This is a genomic window from Sphingomonas quercus (genome assembly GCF_018863195.1).
GTDB lineage: Bacteria > Pseudomonadota > Alphaproteobacteria > Sphingomonadales > Sphingomonadaceae > Solisphingomonas > Solisphingomonas quercus.
The window spans coordinates 61,112-79,965 of the sequence record NZ_JAHKRT010000004.1; the positions used below are offsets into that span (position 1 = coordinate 61,112).

Below are 18,854 nucleotides of genomic sequence, written 5' to 3' on the forward strand. Positions count from 1 at the left end.
GCTCAGGCGCCGAGCAACTCGCCCACCGCGCGATGCGCCTGGTCGATCGCCGAATCCGTGTAGGCGGCGCGTCCGGAATCGGCATTGGCGATGGCGATGCGGCCGTGGCGCTGGCGGCCGATGACGTTGGGCGCCTGATCCGGCGTGGTCTCTGCATCCCACAGCGGATTATATTCCGGTGCATAGCCGTGCGGCCAGCGGTTGACGGTGATCGCATCGATGTCGCGCGCCGGATCGAAGCCGCCGCCGGCCAACGCCCGGCCGAGCTGGTCACGGACATGATGCTCGAACGTCTCGAACGGCGTCGCCAGCAGTTCCGCGCGGCCGGCCCGGCATTGGTCATGCTCCGACAGGCCCGGCGAGCAGGGCGTGCGGGTCATATGGACGAGGATCGGCAGGTTCGGGCTGGCCGGCCCGGCATAGCCGCCGATCTCCGCCATCGGATTGAGCGAGGCGTTCTGAAAATAGCCGCCCGGAAACGACAGGCTCGATATCTTGAGCATGTCGAATGCCTGCCAGTTCGTCAGTGACACGCTGGTATAGACGAGCGGCACCTTGACCAGCTCGTGAAGCGCGGCCTTCTGTTTGTCCGGAAGATCGGGGCATAGATAAGGGATGATCATGTTCCAGCACGCCATCACGCAATCGCGCGCGGCGATCTTGTGGAGCTTGCCGTCGCGGCTGTAGACGATCTCGACGCCCTCCCCTGCATTGCGGGCGTGCACCACCGTGCTGTTCAACCGCAGCCGCGTCGGCTGGCCGTCGCGATCGAGCCTGGCATAGTCGACACGGGCGAGGATGGAGTCCGCGGCCGTCTTGCCGGGCAGCGCATCGGGGATCAGCGCGCGCACCAGCAGCCGGGCGACCGTGGCATTGCCGTCGGGGAAATGCAGCTCGTAGGAGCCGCCGGTCGCGGCATAGCCTTTGGGCGTGAAGCCCATCCGCTCGATCGCCCCCTTGGCGAGGTCGAGCCCCTCGAAGCCCGAAGCGCCCGTCCCCCACAGGTCCAGCGCCGAGACGCCGTCGATACCGACGCCCCACAGGCCGAGCGAGCGATGCTGGTAATAGGGCAGCACCGCCGGATCCGCCTTCGCCACCTTGATCAGATAATCCGCGTAGCTGATGCGCGAGAGCCGGTCCTTCTTCTGGTCGGAGGTAAGGCCCGGCATGTAATCGATCCGCGCGGTCTCGATCCGCTCGATGTCGCGCCGCGCCGCCGGTGAAAGCGGCGCGTCGGCGAGTGCCTCGGCCCAGGGCCGGCTGCCCAGGCCGGGGACGAGCTTGTCGGCGCCGAACGTCTCCTTGTCGAAAAAGGTCGCGCGGCCCATGCCGCGCTTGCGATAGAAATCCTTCTTCTGGATGACCTCCAGCGCCGGCACGTCGATGCCGATGCGGCGGATCAGCCTGTCGGCGACTGCGCTGTAGGGAAACGGGCTTTCAATGCTCTGCGTGCCGCCGTTCATCAGTTCGATCCGGCCGGCGCGCTCGAACTCGTTGCGCTTGGCGTGGCCGCCGAAATCATCGTGATTTTCGAGGATGAGGATGCGCGCGTCGGGCCTGGCGTCGCGATAGAAGATCGCTGCGGACAGGCCGCTGATGCCGCCGCCGACCACGATCAGGTCATAGTGTTCCTCCGCTGGCGCGTCCGCCGCAACCGCCATCGCCTGGCCGTCGCGCAGCGCGTGCGCGACTTCGAAGGATCCGGGGTGGGATCCGCGCAGGCCGGTGCGCAAGGGCGGATAGGAAGCGCCCGCCCCTCCCGCCGCCTGTTGCGCGGCGGTGCCGCCGCCGCAGCCGGACAACCCGCCTGCCATCGCAGCCGCAAGCCCGATGGCGCCGCCGTGCAAGATGTCTCGCCGGGTGATCGGACAGCCCATGCCGAGATCGCGGGCCGGTGTCTTTGGCGCATCGACCATGGCACAATCCTCCCCTTGCTCAGTGTAACTGTGATCACATATCAGAACATCCTTGGCAATCGCGGCAACCAAGGAGTCTCGGCCTGTGAGGTACACTATGGACCTGTTGCGCCGCCGGGCGGAAGCGGTGCCGCGCGGCGTCGCTACCGCGGCACCGATCTTCGCCGACCGCGCCGACAATGCCGAACTCCACGATGTCGAGGGCCGTCGCTTCGTCGATTTCGCAGGCGGCATCGCCGTGCTGAATGTCGGCCATCGCCATCCGCGGGTGATCGCCGCGGTCGCCGATCAGATGGCGCGCTTCACGCATACGGCGTTCCAGGTCGTCGCCTATGAACCCTATGTCGCGCTCGCCGAACGGCTGAACGGGCTCGCTCCTTTCTCCGGGCCAGCCAAGACGATCTTCCTCACCACCGGCGCCGAGGCGGTGGAGAATGCGGTGAAGGTTGCCCGCGCCGCTACCGGCCGCAGCGCCGTGATCGCGTTCACCGGCGGCTTCCATGGCCGCACCGCGATGACTTCCGCGCTGACCGGCAAGGTCTATCCGTACAAGGCGGCGTTCGGGCCGATGCCGCCGGAAATCTATCATGTCCCCTTCCCCGCCCCGGCGCTCGGCGTGACGGTGGAGGACAGCCTGCGCGCGCTCGCCTTCCTGTTCGCTGCCGATGTGCCCGCGAATCGGGTGGCGGCGATCATCATCGAGCCGGTGCAGGGCGAGGGCGGCTTCCACGTCGCGCCGTTCGCCCTGTTGCGGGAGTTGCGCGCGCTTTGCGACCGCCACGGCATCCTGCTGATCGCGGACGAGGTGCAATCGGGCTTCGCGCGCACCGGCCGGATGTTCGGCATCGAGCATAGCGGCGTCGAGCCCGACCTCGTCACCGTCGCAAAGTCGCTGGCCGGCGGCTTCCCCTTGTCCGGGCTGATCGGCCGGGCGGAGATCATGGACCGGGTCGAGCCGGGCGGGCTCGGCGGCACCTATGGCGGCTCGCCGATCGCCTGCGCCGCGGCGCTGGCGGTGCTCGACGTCATCGAGGAGGAAGGGCTGATCGCCCGCGCCGATGCGATCGGGGAGCGGCTTTCCGCGCGCATCGCCGATTATGCCGCCAGCAATGCCATGGCGCCGATCGCCAATCTCCGCGGTCTAGGCGCGATGGTCGGCTTTGACATATTGGACGCCGCGCGGGAAGCGCCCGACGGCCTGCGCGCGAGGCAGGTCTGCGCCCGCGCGCTCAATGAGGGGCTGATCCTGCTCAATTGCGGCGTGCAGGGCGAGACGATCCGCATCCTCGTGCCGCTCACCGCGTCGGATGCGATCATTGACGAAGGGCTCGACATGCTCGCCGCGGCACTCGCTGAGTGAGGCCATCCGCCGGGCGGCATGCGCGCCCGTCTGCCGCGGCCTCGCGGCGGGCCGAGGCGGCAGGCCGGCCGCACTTCGTTGACGCCTCGAATCTCTGTGATCATAGTTCGACGAGGACCGGCGCGGGATTGGGGGAACGCAGCATGATCGAGGATATCCTGCAGCCGTCGCGACGCGGCTTCCTCGCCGATCTCGGCGCGGCGGCGGTCGGGCTGAGCTTCACAGGCGGGCTTGCCGGCTGTGGATCACCGGGCAAGTCGCTCAATTTCTACAACTGGGATACCTATATCGGCGCCACCACCCTGAAGGATTTCAAGGCGGCGACCGGCATCAACGTCAATATGAGCCTGTTCGCGAACAATGACGAATTGTTCGCCAAGCTGCGCGGCGGCAATCAGGGCTATGACGTGATCGTGCCGACCAATGATTTCGTGCAGCGCATGATCCAGGCGGACATGCTGTTGCCGCTCGATCACGCCAAGATCCCGAACATCCGCAACATCGCGCCCGAATTCATCACCGCCGATTACGACCCGGGTCGCAAATATTCGATGCCCTACACCTGGCTCGTACTCGGTATCGGCTACCGCAAGTCGAAGGTCGATGGTGTTCCGGACAGCTGGAAATGGCTGTTCGACTCCGATCGCTACAAGGGGCGCATCGGGATGCTTGGCGAGGCCGGCGATCTGTGCCGCATCGCCCTCAAATATCTCGGCCTGCCGCCCGAGAGCCGGAACCCGGCCGATTTCGCCCGCGTCCAGCAATTGCTCATCAGGCAGAAGCCGAACATCGCCGTCTTCCACGAGGACAATGGCCAGGACCTGCTCCTGGCCGGCGATATCGACATCGTCCTCGAATATAATGGCGACATCGCGCAGGTCATGCGGGAGGACAAGGATCTCGATTTCGTGGTGCCGAAGGAGGGCAGCCAGCTCCAGTCGGATTGCCTGTGCATTCCGAAGGGCGCCCCCAACCCGGAGTTCGCCACCCGGTTCATCAATTACCTGCTCGACGCCAAGGCGGGCGCGGAGATCGCCAGCACGATCCGCTTCCCCACCCCCAATGCCGCCGCCAAGGCGCTGATGGGCGCGGATTACCGCGACAGTCCGGTGATCTTCCCGCCCCCGGCGGTGATGGCCAATTGCTATTGGGCGTCCTATGCCGGGGAGGCCACGGTGCGCCTTTACGAGGAAACGATCACGCGGGTGCGCGCCGCCTGAGCCTCAGGCGGAAAGCAGCGCGATCGCCTCCACCTGGGCGCGGCTGAAGCCATGGGCGAACAATTCCGGCACATATTGCTCGGCAATGCGCTGCGACCGGCGCGTCGCGAAGACGAAGCGGCGCAGCGTCTCCAGTCGCGGGTCGGACAGCGGCGTCGGGGGCACGTTGCCGGTGATCAGCCCGTAAAGACGCCGCAGCGCGCCGATGAGCGTGCCCTGCTCCGCCGGCATCGCCCCCGGGCGGGTGGCATCGCCGAGCGCGATTGACACGGCGCTCCATTCCGAGGGCGTGAGCCGGGGCACGCCAATCCTCTGCATCAGCATCGCGAGCCTCCTGTGCTCTGAAAGGAAACATCCGCCCGGTCGGGAGACGGGGAGAGGTCCCGGGCGGATGCTGACGAAGCATTTACGCGCCCGAACCGACCCCGATAATCCGCCGGCTGGTCATTTCACTGGTGACGAGAGCGCAATAATCGATCGCGTCGCGTCGCGACAGGAGGGGGCCTGCGCGCTCGTCGCACCCTATGGCACTTCGGCCGAAATCTCGGCGGGGCGGGCGCTATCGCGACCGCGAAGCGCTGTCCACCGGCCCGATGGCCGGTCGATATCCGCCACCCCAGGCGCCTACTCGCCCCGCCGGACGTCAGCGTCCGCCGGAAGGCAACAGCACATGCGTCGTCGTTTCGCCTCCCTCCTGCGACTGCGCCCGCTTGCCATTAGAGCGGCCGGGGTCGTGTTGGTCGTGCTCGCGCTGCTCGTCGCCCGGATGCTCAAGGCTGAGCTGATCGACAGTCCGCCGCATGACGCCACCGCGCTGGAATTCCTGCTCGCGTTGATGAGCTTCGTCCTGACCAGCGGCGGCGCCATGCTCCTGATCCACGGCGACGGCCTGTTGCGCAGCGAGGACCCTCCTTCGCGCCGCCGCTGATTGCAGCGACACTTGACAGGACTTTGGTCCGGCTCGAATGATAGCGCTATCAGATAGGAGCCGACCGCTTGACCGACGCTGCCGCCACCCCGCCCATGCGGGCCCGCTATCCAAGCCTCGCGGGCAAGCGCGTCCTCGTCACCGGCGGCGGCAGCGGGATCGGCGAAGGGCTGGTCGAGGCCTTCGTCGAGCAGGGCGCGCGCCTCGCCTTCTGCGACATTGCGGACGAGGCGAGCCGGGCGCTGGTCGCGCGGCTGACCCCCGGGGCCGCGCACGCCCCGCTCTATATCGGCTGCGACCTCACCGACATGGACGCGCTGCGCGGGATGATGGCCGAGGCCGAGCGGGCGCTGGGCGGGCTGGATATCCTCATCAACAATGCCGGCAATGACGATCGCCATACCATCGCCGAGGTGACGCCCGATTATTGGGACGATCGCGTCGCCGTGAATCTGCGCCACATGTTCTTCACCGCGCAGGCGGCGGTGCCGATGATGCAGCGTGCCGGCGGCGGCGTGATCCTCAATTTCGGCTCGATCAGCTGGCATCTCGGCCTGCCGGAACTGGTCCTCTACCAGACCGCCAAGGCGGCCATCGAGGGTCTGACACGCAGCCTGGCGCGCGACCTCGGCCGCAGCAATATCCGCGTCAACACGATCGTGCCGGGCAATGTCCAGACGCCACGCCAGATGAAATGGTACACCCCCGACGGCGAGGCCGAGATTGTCGCTGCGCAATGCCTGGACGCGCGCATCCAGCCGGCGGACGTCGCCGCCCTGGTGCTGTTCCTCGCCTCCGACGATGCGCGCGTCTGCACCGGCCATGATTATTTCGTCGACGCGGGCTGGCGCTGAGCGATGGCGCGCGCCGGCCGACCGGAAAGCATCTGCGGGCTCGGCGCCACGCTGGGCGAGGGGCCGGTGTGGCTGGCGGGCGACGACGCGCTGTGGCTGGTCGACATCAAGCAGGCCCGCATCCACCGTTTCGACCCGGCCGCCGCAGCGCTGCGGAGCTGGGAGGCGCCGGCGCCGGTCGGCTGGGTGATGCCGGCGGCGGACGGCCTGATGCTGGCCGGGCTCAAGACCGGCGTGCACCTGTTCGATCCCACCCGCGGCAGCTTCACGCCGCTCGTCGATCCGGAGCCGGGCCGACCCGGCAACCGGCTGAACGACGCCGCGACCGATCCCGCCGGCCGGCTGTGGTTCGGCACGATGGACGATGGCGAGGCGGAGCCGGCCGGCCGGCTCTATCGGCTGGACGGCGGGCGCGCCGTCGACAGCGGATTGCCGCCGGTGACGATCACCAACGGCCCGGCCTTCTCGCCCGACGGCGGCACACTCTATCACACCGACACGCTCGGGCGGATCATCTGGCGGGTGCCGGTCGCCGCCGACGGCGTGACGCTGGGTCGACCGACGGTCTTCGCGCGGATCGAGGACGATGCCGGCTATCCGGACGGCCCCACCGTGGATGCAGAAGGATGCGTGTGGACCGGGCTGTTCGGCGGCTGGGCGGTCAGGCGTTATGATCCGGATGGGCGGCTGATGCGCACCATTCCCTTTCCCGTCGCCAACATCACCAAGATCGCGTTCGGCGGCGAGGGTCTTCGCACCGCCTATGCCACCACCGCGCGCAAGGGGCTGGACGCAGCGGCGCTCGCCAGCCAGCCCTTTGCAGGCGATATATTTGCGTTCGAGCCCGATGTCGCGGGCCTGCCGGTGGTGCCGGCGATCATCTGAAATACGGACAAAGAAAAACCGACGAGAGAGAGGGCGATTTCGATGACAGAGGCGGAGGCGGGGCGCGTCAACATCGCGTTCATCGCCGCGATCGTGGCGGTGGCGACGATCGGCGGCTTCATGTTCGGATATGATTCCGGGGTGATCAACGGCACCCAGAAGGGGCTCGAAGCGGCCTTCGATCTCGGCAAGCTCGGCATCGGCGTCAATGTCGGCGCGATCCTGGTCGGCTCGTCGATCGGCGCGTTCGGGGCCGGCCGGCTGGCCGACCTGATCGGACGGCGCAGCGTGATGCTGCTGTCGGCGGTGCTGTTCCTGATCAGCGCCGTCGTCGCCGGCGCCGCGGACAGCAGCGCGGTGTTCATCGTCGCCCGCATTATCGGCGGCCTCGGCGTCGGCGCGGCGAGCGTGATCTCGCCGGTCTATATCTCGGAAGTGACGCCGGCGGCCATCCGCGGGCGGCTGTCCAGCGTGCAGCAGGTGATGATCATCACCGGCCTGACCGGCGCCTTCGTGGCCAATTTCGCGCTGGCCCGCTATGCCGGCGGCTCGACCGCAAGCCTGTGGCTGGGCGAGGCGGCGTGGCGCTGGATGTTCTGGCTGCAGGCGATCCCGGCGGCGATCTATTTCGTGGCCCTGCTCTTCATCCCGGAAAGCCCGCGCTATCTGGTGGTGAAGGGCCGCGCCGCCGACGCCGAGGCCGTGCTCGTGCGGCTGTTCGGCACGAGCGAGGCGCAACGCAAGGTCGCCGAGATCAAGGGCTCGCTCGCCGCCGATCGGCACAAGCCCAAGCTCTCCGACCTCATCGACCGCAACACCGGCCGCATCCGTCCGATCCTGTGGACGGGCATCGGCCTTGCCGTGTTCCAGCAGCTCGTCGGCATCAACGTCGTCTTCTATTATGGCGCGACCCTGTGGGAAGCGGTCGGCTTCAGCGAGGACTACGCGCTACAGACCAACATCCTCTCCGGCGTGCTGTCGATCGGCGCTTGCCTGGTGACGATGGGGCTGGTCGATCGCATCGGGCGCAAGCCTTTGCTGCTGATCGGCTCGGCGGGCATGGCGGTGACGCTGGGCACTGTCGGCTATGCCTTCTCGACGGCGGTCACCGCCGCGGACGGCGCCGTATCCCTGCCCGAGCCGTTCGGGCTGGTCGCGCTGATCGCGGCCAATCTCTATGTGATCTTCTTCAATCTCAGCTGGGGCCCGATCATGTGGGTGATGCTCGGCGAGATGTTCCCCAACCAGATCCGCGGCTCGGCGCTGGCGGTGGCCGGCTTCGCCCAGTGGATCGCCAACGCCGCGATCAGCGTCAGCTTCCCGAGCCTCGCCGTCTCGCCGGGGCTGACCATCACCTATTTCGGCTACACCTTCTTCGCCGCCGTCTCCTTCCTGTTCGTGCGCGCAATGGTGCACGAGACGCGGGGCCGGGAGCTGGAGGAAATGGCCGGATGAGGAGCCGCGGGGAAGCCACCGGCCTCCCCGCGCGTCGCTCGTCATGCTGAACGCGTTTCGGAGCCGGCCCGAACGTGCTTCAGAATGACGGCACAGGATCGGGGGGAGAGCGGCCGCCCTCCCGCCTCTCAGTGATTATGCCGCGGCGTCACCTCCGACACGCGGCGATACTTCACCGCCATCTCCAGTACGGCGCCCTCGGCGAGCTGGCCCACCTTTTCGCGATACAGCTCTTCCCATGGCGTGTGGCTGGGGATGATCGGCGGCGGACCCTCCGCCTTGCGCCGCGCAATTTCCTCGTCGCTGACCAGCGCGTTGCAGGTGCCGGCGTTGAGGTCGATGCGGACGGTGTCGCCATCGCGGATCCAGGACAGGCCGCCGCCCGCCGCGCTTTCCGGCGAGGCGTTGAGGATCGACGGGCTGTCCGACGTGCCGGACTGGCGCCCGTCGCCGAGCGTCGGCAGCCACTGCACGCCGCGCCGGATCAGCGCGTCCGGCGGCTGCATGTTGACGACTTCGGCCGAGCCAGGCCAGCCGATCGGGCCGGCGCCGCGCATGACGAGGATGCAATCTTCGTCGATGTTGAGCGCCGGATCGTTGATGCGGTGATGATAGTCGCCCGAACCGTCGAAGACGACGGCGCGCGCTTCGAACACGCCTTCCTCGCCCGGCCGGCTGAGATAGCGCTGCCGGAATTCCGCCGAGATCACGCTGGTCTTCATGATCGCGAAATCGAACAGATTGCCGGTCAGCGCCAGGAACCCGGCCTGCTCCTGCATCGGGTCGGCGAAGGGGCGGATCATCTCCCGATCCTTCGTCTCGCGGCCCGCGATATTGTCGCCGATCGTGCGACCGGTGACGGTCATGCAGTCGATATCCAGCTTGCCACCCTGCGCCAGTTCCCACAGCACCGCCGGCACGCCGCCCGCACGATGGAAACGCTCGCCGAGATATTTGCCGGCCGGCTGCATGTTGAGGATCAGCGGCAGATCATAGCCATGCTCCGTCCAGTCGGACGGGGAGAGCGCGACGCCGGCATGCTGCGCCATCGCCATGAGGTGCGGCTGGGCATTGGAGGAGCCGCCGACGACGCTGATCAGGCGGATGGCGTTGAGGAAGCTTTCCCGCGTCAGGATCTTCGACGGCCGGAGATCCTCATAGGCCATCTCGACGATGCGGCGGCCGGTTTCATAGGCCATCTGCCCGCGCTCGCGATAGGGCGCCGGGATCGCGGCGCAGCCGGTGAGCGACAGCCCCAGCGCCTCGGCGACGGCGTTCATCGTCGAGGCCGTGCCCATCGTGTTGCAATGGCCGGCGGACGGCGCGCTGTCGCAGGCGCGGTCGAGGAACTCGTCCTCGGTGATCTCGCCGGCGGCGAGCTTGCGGCGCGAACGCCAGATCACCGTGCCGGAACCGACCAGCTCCCCCTCGTGCCAGCCGTCCAGCATCGGGCCGCCGGACAGCACGATCGCCGGAATGTCGACGGTGGAGGCCGCCATGATGCCGGCCGGCGTCGTCTTGTCGCAGCCGGTGGTCAGCACCACCGCGTCGATCGGATAGCCGTACAGCGTCTCGACCAGCGCCATGTAGGACAGGTTGCGATCGAGCGCGGCGGTAGGCCGCCGGCAATTCTCGAAGATCGGCACGGTCGGGAATTCCATCGGGATGCCGCCGGCATCGCGAATGCCCTCCCGCGTGCGCCGGGCCAGGTCGACATGGATGCGGTTGCACGGGCTCAGATCATTGCCGGTCTGGGCGATGCCGATGATCGGCCGGCCGGATCGCAGCTCCTCCGGCGTCAGGCCGTAGTTCATGAAACGCTCCAGATAGAGCGCCGTCATGTCGGACCGGGCGGGGTCCGCGAACCAATCTCGTGAACGGAAGGGCCGGGCAGGTGTCCGAGTCACTGTATACGATCTCCCTGTCGTCGCCGGCCGGAAAAGCCCGGGGACGCCCGCCCCGCCGGGCGTTCGTCAGGCGCGATCGGTGAGCGTCGCGCGTGGCCTCCGCCGGGGAGCCGCATCCGATTGCCGCCGGACGAGCGTGAAGTCCAGCAACAAATGCGAGGAAATCTCGGGCCGTCCGGCACGCCGGCCGCGAATCTGGCGGACGAGAAGTTCGACCGCGGTGCGCGACATATCGGTGATCGGCTGGTGAATGGTGGTCAGTTCCGGCCAGATCGTCGTGGCCAAAGCCGTGTCGTCGAAACCGCATACAGTTAGGTCGCCGGGAACGTCCAGACCACGGCGATGGGCGACGGCGACGGTGGCGGCCGCCATGTCGTCATTGCTGGCGAAGATCGCCGACGGCGGTTCGGCGGCGTCGAGCAGGTGCTCGGCGGCATCGAGGCCGGAGCGATATGTGAACAGCCCCTGCCCGATCAGCGCGTCGGGCGCCTCCAGCCCGGCTTCGGCCATGGCGTCGCGGAAACCCTGCAGGCGGCGCTCGCTCGCCGTCTGGTTGGGGTTGCCGATGATGAAGCCGATACGGCGATGGCCGAGGGCGGCGATATGGCGGGTCATCGCCTTGGCCGCCTCATAATCGTCGATGCTGACGGCAAGCACGTCGCTCGGCGCGCGACCGGTGGCGACGGCCACCGCCGGCAACCCGGCCTCGGCAAGGATCGCGATCACCGTGTCGGAATCGCACAGCGGCGGCGGCAGGATGACCCCGTCAACTCCACCCCGAATGATGTGGCGCACCGCGGCCTCGGCATCGCCATCCACCGGCACCTGTTCGACGACGATCTGGATATTGCTGCGGCTCGCCTGCTCCAGCCCGCCGACGAGGAATTCGCTCAGATAGGCGGCGCTGGGGTTGCTGTAGAGCAGGCCGATGCGGATCTGCTCGGCGCCCGCCAGACTGCGCGCCGCGGCGTTGGGCGCATAGTTGAGCGCGGCGATGGCGATGTTCACCGCCTCGCGGGTCGCCGGGCGGACATTGGCTTCGCCGTTGATGACGCGGGACACGGTCATCGGCGACACGCCGGCGCGGGCGGCGACGTCGCTGATCGTCGGCGCGCTCTTCTGCCTTCGTGCGGTCTTCTGATCCATGCGCCCCTCGGTCTTTCGCCCGGCGCCTTAGCGCATCTGCGGCCGATCTTGCCAGCCGCGGCATATCGGCGTTGCCGGAACGGGGAAAGTGGCGGTACAGCTAAACCATGTTAGCGGTCGCATAAAGCCGATCGCCTGCGTTGAGACGACCCGAGGAGGTTTCCCCTGATGCCGAAGATTACCGGAGCGCGCGTCATCGTGACGTCGCCTGGCCGCAATTTCGTGACGCTGAAGGTGGAGACCGAAGACGGCGTCTACGGTCTCGGCGACGCGACGCTGAACGGGCGCGAGCTGGCGGTGGCCAGCTACCTCACCGATCACGTCATCCCCTGCCTGATCGGCCGCGATGCGCACCGCATCGAGGATATCTGGCAATTCCTCTACAAGGGCGCCTATTGGCGGCGTGGCCCGGTGACGATGTCGGCGATCGCCGCGGTGGACACCGCCTTGTGGGACATCAAGGGCAAGCTTGCCGGCCTGCCGGTCTATCAGCTGCTCGGCGGCGCCTCCCGCGAAGGGGTGATGGTCTATGGCCATGCCAACGGCACCACCATCGAGGAGACGGTGGCCAACGCGCTTCACTACAAGGAGCTGGGCTACCGGGCGATCCGCCTGCAATCCGGCGTGCCCGGCCTCGCCTCGACCTATGGCGTCTCCAAGGATCGCTATTTCTACGAGCCGGCCGACGCCGACATGCCGACCGAGAATGTGTGGTCGACGGAGAAATATCTGCGCTCCGTGCCGCCCCTGTTCGAGAAGGCGCGCGACGCGCTGGGCTGGGACGTGCACCTGCTGCACGACGCGCACCACCGGCTGACCCCGATCGAGGCGGCGCGGCTGGGCAAGGACCTCGAGCCCTATCGCCTGTTCTGGCTGGAGGACACGACCCCGGCCGAGAATCAGGAGGCGTTTCGCCTGATCCGCCAGCATACCACCACGCCGCTCGCGGTCGGCGAAATCTTCAACACCATCTGGGACGCGCGCGAGCTGATCCAGAACCAGCTGATCGACTATATCCGCGCGACCGTGGTCCATGCCGGCGGCATCACCCATCTGCGCCGCATCGCCGCCCTGGCCGATCTCTATCAGGTGCGCACCGGATGCCATGGCGCCACCGATCTGTCGCCGGTGTGCATGGCCGCCGCGCTCCACTTCGACCTGTCGGTGCCTAATTTCGGCGTGCAGGAATATATGCGCCACGCCGAGGAGACGGACGCCGTCTTCCCGCACGCATACAGCTTCGACAACGGCCTGATGCACCCGGGCGACAAGCCCGGCCTCGGCGTCGACATCGACGAGGTGCTGGCAGCGAAATATCCGTACAGGCGCGCCTATCTCCCGGTGAATCGTCTCGAGGACGGCACGATGTTCAGCTGGTGACCATGGACGCGGCGGCCCTCCCCCCCAAGCCGGCGGGCAGGGTCCGCTGGATCGTCTGCGCGCTGCTCTTCGCGGCGGTGGTGCTGAGCTATGTCGACCGGCTGGTGCTGGCGACGCTCAAGCCGGAATTGCAGAGCCGTTATGGCTGGAGCGAGACCGGCTATGCCGATCTCGCCATCTGGTTCCAGGGCGCCTACGGCCTCGCCTATGTCGCCTTCGGGCGACTGGTCGACCGGGTCGGCGCGCGCATCGGCTATGCCATCGCCGTCACCTTATGGACGATCGGCCATATCGCCCATGCCGCCTTCACCACCACCAGCGGCATGTTGATCGCGCGCGTGCCGCTGGCGATCGGCGAGGCCGGCGCCTTCCCGTCGGCGCTGGCCGCGACCTCCGAATGGTTTCCCCGACGCGAGCGCGCCTTCGCCATCGGCATCTTCAATGCCGGCTCCAACGTCGGCGCGATCATCACGCCGCTGATCGTGCCGATCATCGCGGTCAGTTTCGGCTGGCGCATGGCGTTCGTCGCCACCGGCCTGCTGACCGTCATCTGGCTGGCGGCGTGGCTTGCCTTCTACCGCCGCCCGCGCGAGCATCCGCGCCTTACCGCCGAAGAACTCGCCTGGATCGAGAGCGAGCCGACCGAAACGCAGCGCCCGATCCCGTGGCGCACCCTGCTCGGCCTGCGCCAGACCTGGGCCTATGTGCTCGGCCGGTTCCTGATCGATCCGGTGTGGTGGACGTTTCTGTTCTGGCTGCCGGACTTCTTCAACCGCCAATATGGCGTGAAGATGCTCGATTTCGGACCGCCGCTGGTCGCCGTCTATCTGATGGCCGATGTCGGCTCGATCGGCGGGGGCTGGCTGTCGTCACGCCTGCTCGGCCGCGGCTGGAGCGCCAACCGGGCGCGCAAGACGGCGCTGTTCGTCTGCGCCCTGTTCGCGCTGCCCATCGCCGTGGCGACGCAGGTGCCGAACATGTGGTGGGCGGTGCTGCTGATCGGGTTCGCCTGCGCCTGCCATCAGGGCTTTTCCGCGAATGTCTATGCCATTCCGGGCGACCTGTTCCCGCGCGGCCGGTCGGGATCGGTGGTCGGCCTCGGCGGCCTGTCCGGCGCGCTGGGCGGCATGCTGATGGCCAAGTTCGCGGGCGTGATCCTCGCGACGCTGGGCAGCTATGGCCCGATCTTCGCGGTCGCTGCCTGCGCCTATCTGCTCGCCCTTCTCGTCATCCACATCCTCGTGCCGCGCTACACGCCGGTGCGCGCGGAGCAGATCGCATGACCCGCCCCCTCGTCCTCCATCCCGACCGATTGTTCCCGGCCGAATCCCGCACCCGGGACATCGCGCGCGCGCTCCACGCCGGCGTCAGGGATCTGCCGATCGTCAGCCCGCACGGCCATACCGATCCGGCCTGGTTCGCCTATGACCAGCCCTTCGCCGATCCCGCCGCGCTGCTGATCGTGCCGGACCATTATGTGTTCCGCATGCTTTACTCGCAGGGGGTGCCGCTCGATGCGCTCGGCGTGCCGACAGAGGACGGCAGCCCGACCGAGGCCGATCCCCGCGCCATCTGGCGCCTGTTCGCGGATCATTATCACCTGTTCCGCGGCACCCCGTCGCGGCTGTGGCTGGACTGGGTGTTCGCCGAGGCGTTCGGCATCGAGGTGACGCTCGAGCCGGCTACCGCCGATCTCTATTACGATCGCATCGCCGCCGCCCTGGCGACCGAGGCCTTCCGCCCGCGCGCCCTTTACGAGCGGTTCGGCATCGAGGTCATCGCCACCACCGAGAGCCCGCTCGATCCGCTGGACCATCACCGCGTCATCCGCGAGAGCGGCTGGCGGGGCAAGGTCGTCACCGCCTATCGCCCCGATCCGGTGATGGACCCGGAGGCACCGGGCTTCGCCGACAATCTCCGCCGCTTCGGCGCGATTGCGGGCGAGGATATCGCGACGTTCGCCGGCTATCTGCGCGCGCATGAGAACCGGCGTGCCCATTTCCGCGCGGCGGGCGCCACCTCGACGGATCACGGCCACCCCTCCGCCTTCACCGCCGACCTGTCACGAGCGGACATCGAGGCGCTCTACGCGCGCGTGCTGGCCGGCCCGGTCGGGCCTGCCGAGGCGGAGCTGTTCCGCGGCCACATGCTGACCGAGATGGCACGCATGTCCATCGAGGACGGCATGGTGATGCAGCTCCATCCGGGGGTGTACCGCAGCCACAATCCGGCGGTGCTCGCCCGCTTCGGGCGGGACAAGGGCGCCGACCTGCCGGTGGCCGGCGAGTTCGTGCGCGCGCTGAAGCCGTTGCTCGATCGCTTCGGCAATGATCCGCGCCTGACGCTGATCCTGTTCACGCTCGACGAGGACGTCTATTCCCGCGAGCTGGCGCCGCTCGCCGGCCATTATCCGGCGCTGCGCCTCGGGCCGCCCTGGTGGTTTCACGACAGTCCGGAAGGCATGCGCCGCTTCCGCGAGCGGGCGACCGAGACGGCCGGCTTCTACAACAGTGTCGGCTTCAACGACGATACCCGCGCCTTCCTCTCCATCCCGGCGCGACACGACGTCGCGCGGCGGATGGACTGCGCCTTCCTCGCCCGCCTCGTCGCCGAACACCGGCTGGAGGAGGACGAGGCGCATGAGCTGGCGCATGCCCTCGCCTATGATCTGGCGAAGAAGGCCTACAAGCTGTGAGACTGTCGGAGGCCGCGCTCGCGGCGCTGCCCGCCGACGTGGTTCGCCCCGGCTATGAGCGCGGCCAGGTGCGGGCGGGCGTCGTCCATCTCGGCATCGGCGCCTTCCATCGTGCCCATCAGGCACTGGTGTTCGAGCGCGCGCTCGCCGCCGGCGACCTGCGCTGGGGCATCACCGGCGCCTCGCTGCGCTCGGCGGGCGTGCGCGATCAGCTCGGCCCGCAGGACGGCCTTTATATGATCGTCGAGCGCGACGGCGGGGACGAGCGGCTGCGCGTCGTCGGCGCCGTGCAGCGCGTGCTGGTGGCGCCGGAGGGCCCGCGCGCGCTCGTCGCGGCGCTGGCGGCGCCGGACACCCACATCGTTACCCTTACCGTCACCGAGAAGGGCTATCGCCTCGAGCCGGAGGACGATATCGCCGCGCCGCGCACCGCGCCGGGCTTCCTCGTCGCCGGACTGAAGGCCCGCCGCGTGGCCGGGCTGGCGCCGTTCACCGCGATTTCCTGCGACAATCTGCCGCATAACGGCCGGCGGCTGGCCGCGGCCGTGGAGGCGCTGGCGCGCGCCCATGACCCGGCGCTGGCGGAGTGGATCGCCGCCGAGGGCGCCTTCCCCGAGACGATGGTCGACCGCATCGTGCCCGCGACGACCGAGGCGGACATCACCGCGCTCGCCGCCCGCCTCGGCGTCGAGGATCGCGCCATGGTCAAGGCCGAGCCCTATCTGCAATGGGTGATCGAGGATCGCTTCTGCGGCCCCCGCCCGGATTTTGCCGCGCTCGGCGTGCAGCTCACGCGATCCGTGGCGCCGTGGGAGGAGGCCAAGCTGCGCCTGCTCAACGGCGCACATAGCGGCATCGCCTATCTCGGTGGGCTGGCCGGTATTGAGTTCGTCGACGGTTTCGTGGCGCGGGAGGAAGGGCGGCGTTTCGTCGAGGCCCTGTGGGACGAGGCGGCGGCGACCCTCGTCCCGCCGCCGGGGCTGGACGTGGCCGCCTATTGCGCCGCGCTGATGGCGCGCTTCGCCAACCCGGCGCTCCAGCACCGCACCCGCCAGATCGCCATGGACGGCTCGCAGAAACTGCCGCAGCGGCTGCTCGCCCCGATTGCGGCCCGGCGGGCACGCGACCAGTCGATCGAGGCGCTCGCGCTGGCGGTGGCGGCGTGGATGCGCTGGCAAGGCGGGCGCGACGAGCGCGGCGAGGCGTTCACCGTGGACGATCCGCTGGCGGCGATGCTGGCGGCGCGGCTCGCCGGGGTCGGCGATCCGGCCGGTCAGGTGGCGGCGCTTCTGTCGGTGGACGCAATCTTCCCGCATGCGCTGGCCGCCGACGCGGTGTTCCGGGAGGCGCTGGTGCGCCACCTCACCACGCTGGCGGAGCGGGGCGCGATGGCGGCGCTGGAGCGCTTCACGGTCATTCAGAGCCCGTCGTCACCCCGGACTTGATTCGGGGCCCATCCATCCGCGGGCGCAGGTGCCTGTGGACGCATGGATGCTGAATCGCGTTCAGCATGACGGGCTGAACGGGTCAGGCGTTCTCCAGCAGCCGCTCCTTCGCGATCTTCTCGCGCCACACCAGCGGACCGGTATGGTGGACGCTGGTGCCTTCGGCGTCGACGGCGACGGTGACCGGCATGTCCTTCACCTCGAACTCGTAGATCGCCTCCATGCCGAGGTCCGCGAAGCCGACCACCCGTGACGCCTTGATCGCGCGCGAAACCAGATATGCGGCGCCGCCCACCGCCATCAGATAGGCAGATTTGTGGCGACGGATGCTGTCGATCGCCACGGGACCGCGCTCGGCCTTGCCGACCATCGCCAGCAGGCCCTGCTCCAGCATCATGTCGGTGAACTTGTCCATGCGCGTCGCCGTGGTAGGGCCGGCCGGGCCGACCACCTCGTCACGCACCGGATCGACCGGGCCGACATAATAGATCACCCGGCCCTTGAATTCGACCGGGAGCGGCTCGCCCCTCGCCAGCATGTCCTGGATGCGCTTGTGCGCGGCATCGCGGCCGGTGAGCATCTTGCCGTTGAGGAGCAGGCGGTCGCCCGGCTGCCAGCTCGCGACGATCTCAGGCGTCAGGCTGTCGAGGTCGACGCGGATCGCCTCCTTGCTCGGCGTCCACTCCACCTTCGGCCATTCATCGAGGCTCGGCGGCTCCAGATAGGCCGGGCCCGAGCCATCCAGCGTGAAGTGCGCGTGGCGGGTGGCGGCGCAGTTTGGAATCATCGCCACCGGCTTGGAGGCGGCATGCGTCGGCCACGTCTCGATCTTGACGTCGAGGATGGTGGCGAGGCCGCCCAGCCCCTGCGCGCCGATGCCGAGCGCGTTGACCTTGTCGAAAATCTCGATGCGCAGCCGCTCGACGTCATTCTCGGGCCCGCGCGCCTTGAGCTGGGCCATGTCGATATCGCCCATCAGCGATTCCTTGGCGAGCGTCATCGCCTTTTCGGCGGTGCCGCCGATGCCGATGCCCAGCATGCCCGGCGGGCACCAGCCGGCGCCCATCTTGGGGATCATCTCCAGCACCCAGTCGACGATGCTGTCGGAGGGGTTGAGCATCGCGAACTTGCTCTTGTTCTCCGAGCCGCCGCCCTTGGCCGCGACGATCACCTCGACATGGTGGCCGGGCACCATCTCGACATTGAGGACCGACGGCGTGTTGTCCTTCGTGTTCTTGCGGGAAAAGGCCGGATCGGCGACGATCGAGGCGCGCAGACGGTTCTCCGGATGATTATAGGCGCGGCGCACCCCCTCATCGACGACCTCCTGCAAGGAGCGGTCGCCGTCCAGCCGGCACTCCTGGCCCCATTTCACGAACACGGTGACGATGCCGGTATCCTGGCAGATCGGGCGATGGCCCTCGGCGCACATGCGGCTGTTGGTGAGGATCTGCGCGATCGCGTCCTTCGCCGCCGGGCCCTGCTCCGCCTCATAGGCGGCACCCAGCGCGCGGATATAATCCATCGGGTGATAGTAAGAGATGTACTGGAGCGCGTCGGCCACGCTCTCGATCAGGTCGTCCGGCTTGATGGTCGTCATGCTATTCCGTTTCCGCTAGGCACCGCGGGGGGGCATTACGCCGAGCGTCCGGGGATCGCAAAG

At 68.2% G+C, this 18,854-nt stretch carries 14 protein-coding genes and 1 pseudogene; 10 read left to right on the plus strand and 5 right to left on the minus strand.

All coding sequences use genetic code 11. The annotated features are described in order from the left end of the window. Positions 1-2: 2 nt before the first annotated feature. The gene (locus KOF26_RS08655; protein WP_216323289.1) at positions 3-1,916 is read right to left on the minus strand and encodes an NAD(P)-binding protein; all 1,914 of its coding nucleotides are present in this window, start codon (positions 1,914-1,916) and stop codon (positions 3-5) included. 97 nt (positions 1,917-2,013) lie between these two features. Here KOF26_RS08655 and gabT point away from each other — a divergent pair, with 97 nt between their 5' ends. Continuing rightward, on the plus strand, positions 2,014-3,276 hold the full coding sequence (gene gabT, locus KOF26_RS08660) for a 4-aminobutyrate--2-oxoglutarate transaminase (protein ID WP_216324019.1): 1,263 nt from the start codon (positions 2,014-2,016) through the stop codon (positions 3,274-3,276). A gap of 143 nt (positions 3,277-3,419) precedes the next feature. Continuing rightward, positions 3,420-4,496 carry an ABC transporter substrate-binding protein gene (locus KOF26_RS08665; protein ID WP_216323291.1) on the plus strand — a complete coding sequence of 359 codons (1,077 nt, stop codon included), beginning with the start codon at positions 3,420-3,422 and terminating at the stop codon, positions 4,494-4,496. A 3-nt stretch (positions 4,497-4,499) separates the two neighbouring features. On the opposite strand, the gene KOF26_RS08670 is transcribed toward KOF26_RS08665, so the two are convergent. Next, complete coding sequence (locus KOF26_RS08670) at positions 4,500-4,820, minus strand: hypothetical protein (protein WP_216323293.1); 321 nt, start codon at positions 4,818-4,820, stop codon at positions 4,500-4,502. Positions 4,821-5,166: 346 nt separating this feature from the next. On the opposite strand from KOF26_RS08670, the gene KOF26_RS08675 reads away from it, so the two are divergent. From KOF26_RS08675 to KOF26_RS08690, 4 genes and pseudogenes are all read left to right on the plus strand, one after another. After that, a complete protein-coding gene (locus KOF26_RS08675; protein ID WP_216323295.1) occupies positions 5,167-5,424 on the plus strand; it encodes a hypothetical protein in 258 nt (85 codons plus the stop codon). 95 nt (positions 5,425-5,519) lie between these two features. Continuing rightward, positions 5,520-6,278: a D-xylose 1-dehydrogenase gene (gene xylB, locus KOF26_RS08680; protein WP_216324021.1), complete on the plus strand. Its 759-nt coding sequence runs from the start codon at positions 5,520-5,522 to the stop codon at positions 6,276-6,278. Positions 6,279-6,281: 3 nt separating this feature from the next. Continuing rightward, positions 6,282-7,163 (plus strand): SMP-30/gluconolactonase/LRE family protein, encoded by an 882-nt coding sequence (locus tag KOF26_RS08685; RefSeq protein ID WP_216323297.1) that lies wholly within the window; start codon positions 6,282-6,284, stop codon positions 7,161-7,163. Between the two features lie 33 nt (positions 7,164-7,196). Continuing rightward, a pseudogene (locus KOF26_RS08690) lies at positions 7,197-8,618 on the plus strand (sugar porter family MFS transporter); the annotation flags it as partial. Positions 8,619-8,746: 128 nt separating this feature from the next. Here KOF26_RS08690 and KOF26_RS08695 read toward each other — a convergent pair. Then, positions 8,747-10,525 carry an IlvD/Edd family dehydratase gene (locus KOF26_RS08695; RefSeq protein WP_216323302.1) on the minus strand — a complete coding sequence of 593 codons (1,779 nt, stop codon included), beginning with the start codon at positions 10,523-10,525 and terminating at the stop codon, positions 8,747-8,749. A 66-nt stretch (positions 10,526-10,591) separates the two neighbouring features. Beyond that, a complete protein-coding gene (locus KOF26_RS08700) occupies positions 10,592-11,671 on the minus strand; it encodes a LacI family DNA-binding transcriptional regulator (RefSeq protein WP_216323305.1) in 1,080 nt (359 codons plus the stop codon). A 168-nt stretch (positions 11,672-11,839) separates the two neighbouring features. Here KOF26_RS08700 and manD point away from each other — a divergent pair, with 168 nt between their 5' ends. Genes manD through KOF26_RS08720 form a run of 4 tightly spaced genes read left to right on the plus strand, consistent with a single transcriptional unit; the run spans position 11,840 to position 17,191 of the window. Beyond that, the gene (manD, locus tag KOF26_RS08705; protein WP_216323310.1) at positions 11,840-13,051 is read left to right on the plus strand and encodes a D-mannonate dehydratase ManD; all 1,212 of its coding nucleotides are present in this window, start codon (positions 11,840-11,842) and stop codon (positions 13,049-13,051) included. Between the two features lie 2 nt (positions 13,052-13,053). Then, positions 13,054-14,334: an MFS transporter gene (locus tag KOF26_RS08710; RefSeq protein ID WP_216324024.1), complete on the plus strand. Its 1,281-nt coding sequence runs from the start codon at positions 13,054-13,056 to the stop codon at positions 14,332-14,334. Continuing rightward, a complete protein-coding gene (gene uxaC, locus KOF26_RS08715; RefSeq protein WP_216323313.1) occupies positions 14,331-15,746 on the plus strand; it encodes a glucuronate isomerase in 1,416 nt (471 codons plus the stop codon). Before KOF26_RS08710 ends, uxaC begins: the two co-directional genes overlap by 4 nt. Next, positions 15,743-17,191, plus strand: coding sequence for a mannitol dehydrogenase family protein (locus KOF26_RS08720; protein WP_216323315.1), 1,449 nt, complete (start codon positions 15,743-15,745; stop codon positions 17,189-17,191). Before uxaC ends, KOF26_RS08720 begins: the two co-directional genes overlap by 4 nt. 82 nt (positions 17,192-17,273) lie before the next feature. Here KOF26_RS08720 and KOF26_RS08725 read toward each other — a convergent pair whose 3' ends face one another. Then, positions 17,274-18,791 (minus strand): fumarate hydratase, encoded by a 1,518-nt coding sequence (locus KOF26_RS08725; protein ID WP_216323319.1) that lies wholly within the window; start codon positions 18,789-18,791, stop codon positions 17,274-17,276. Positions 18,792-18,854: the final 63 nt, after the last annotated feature.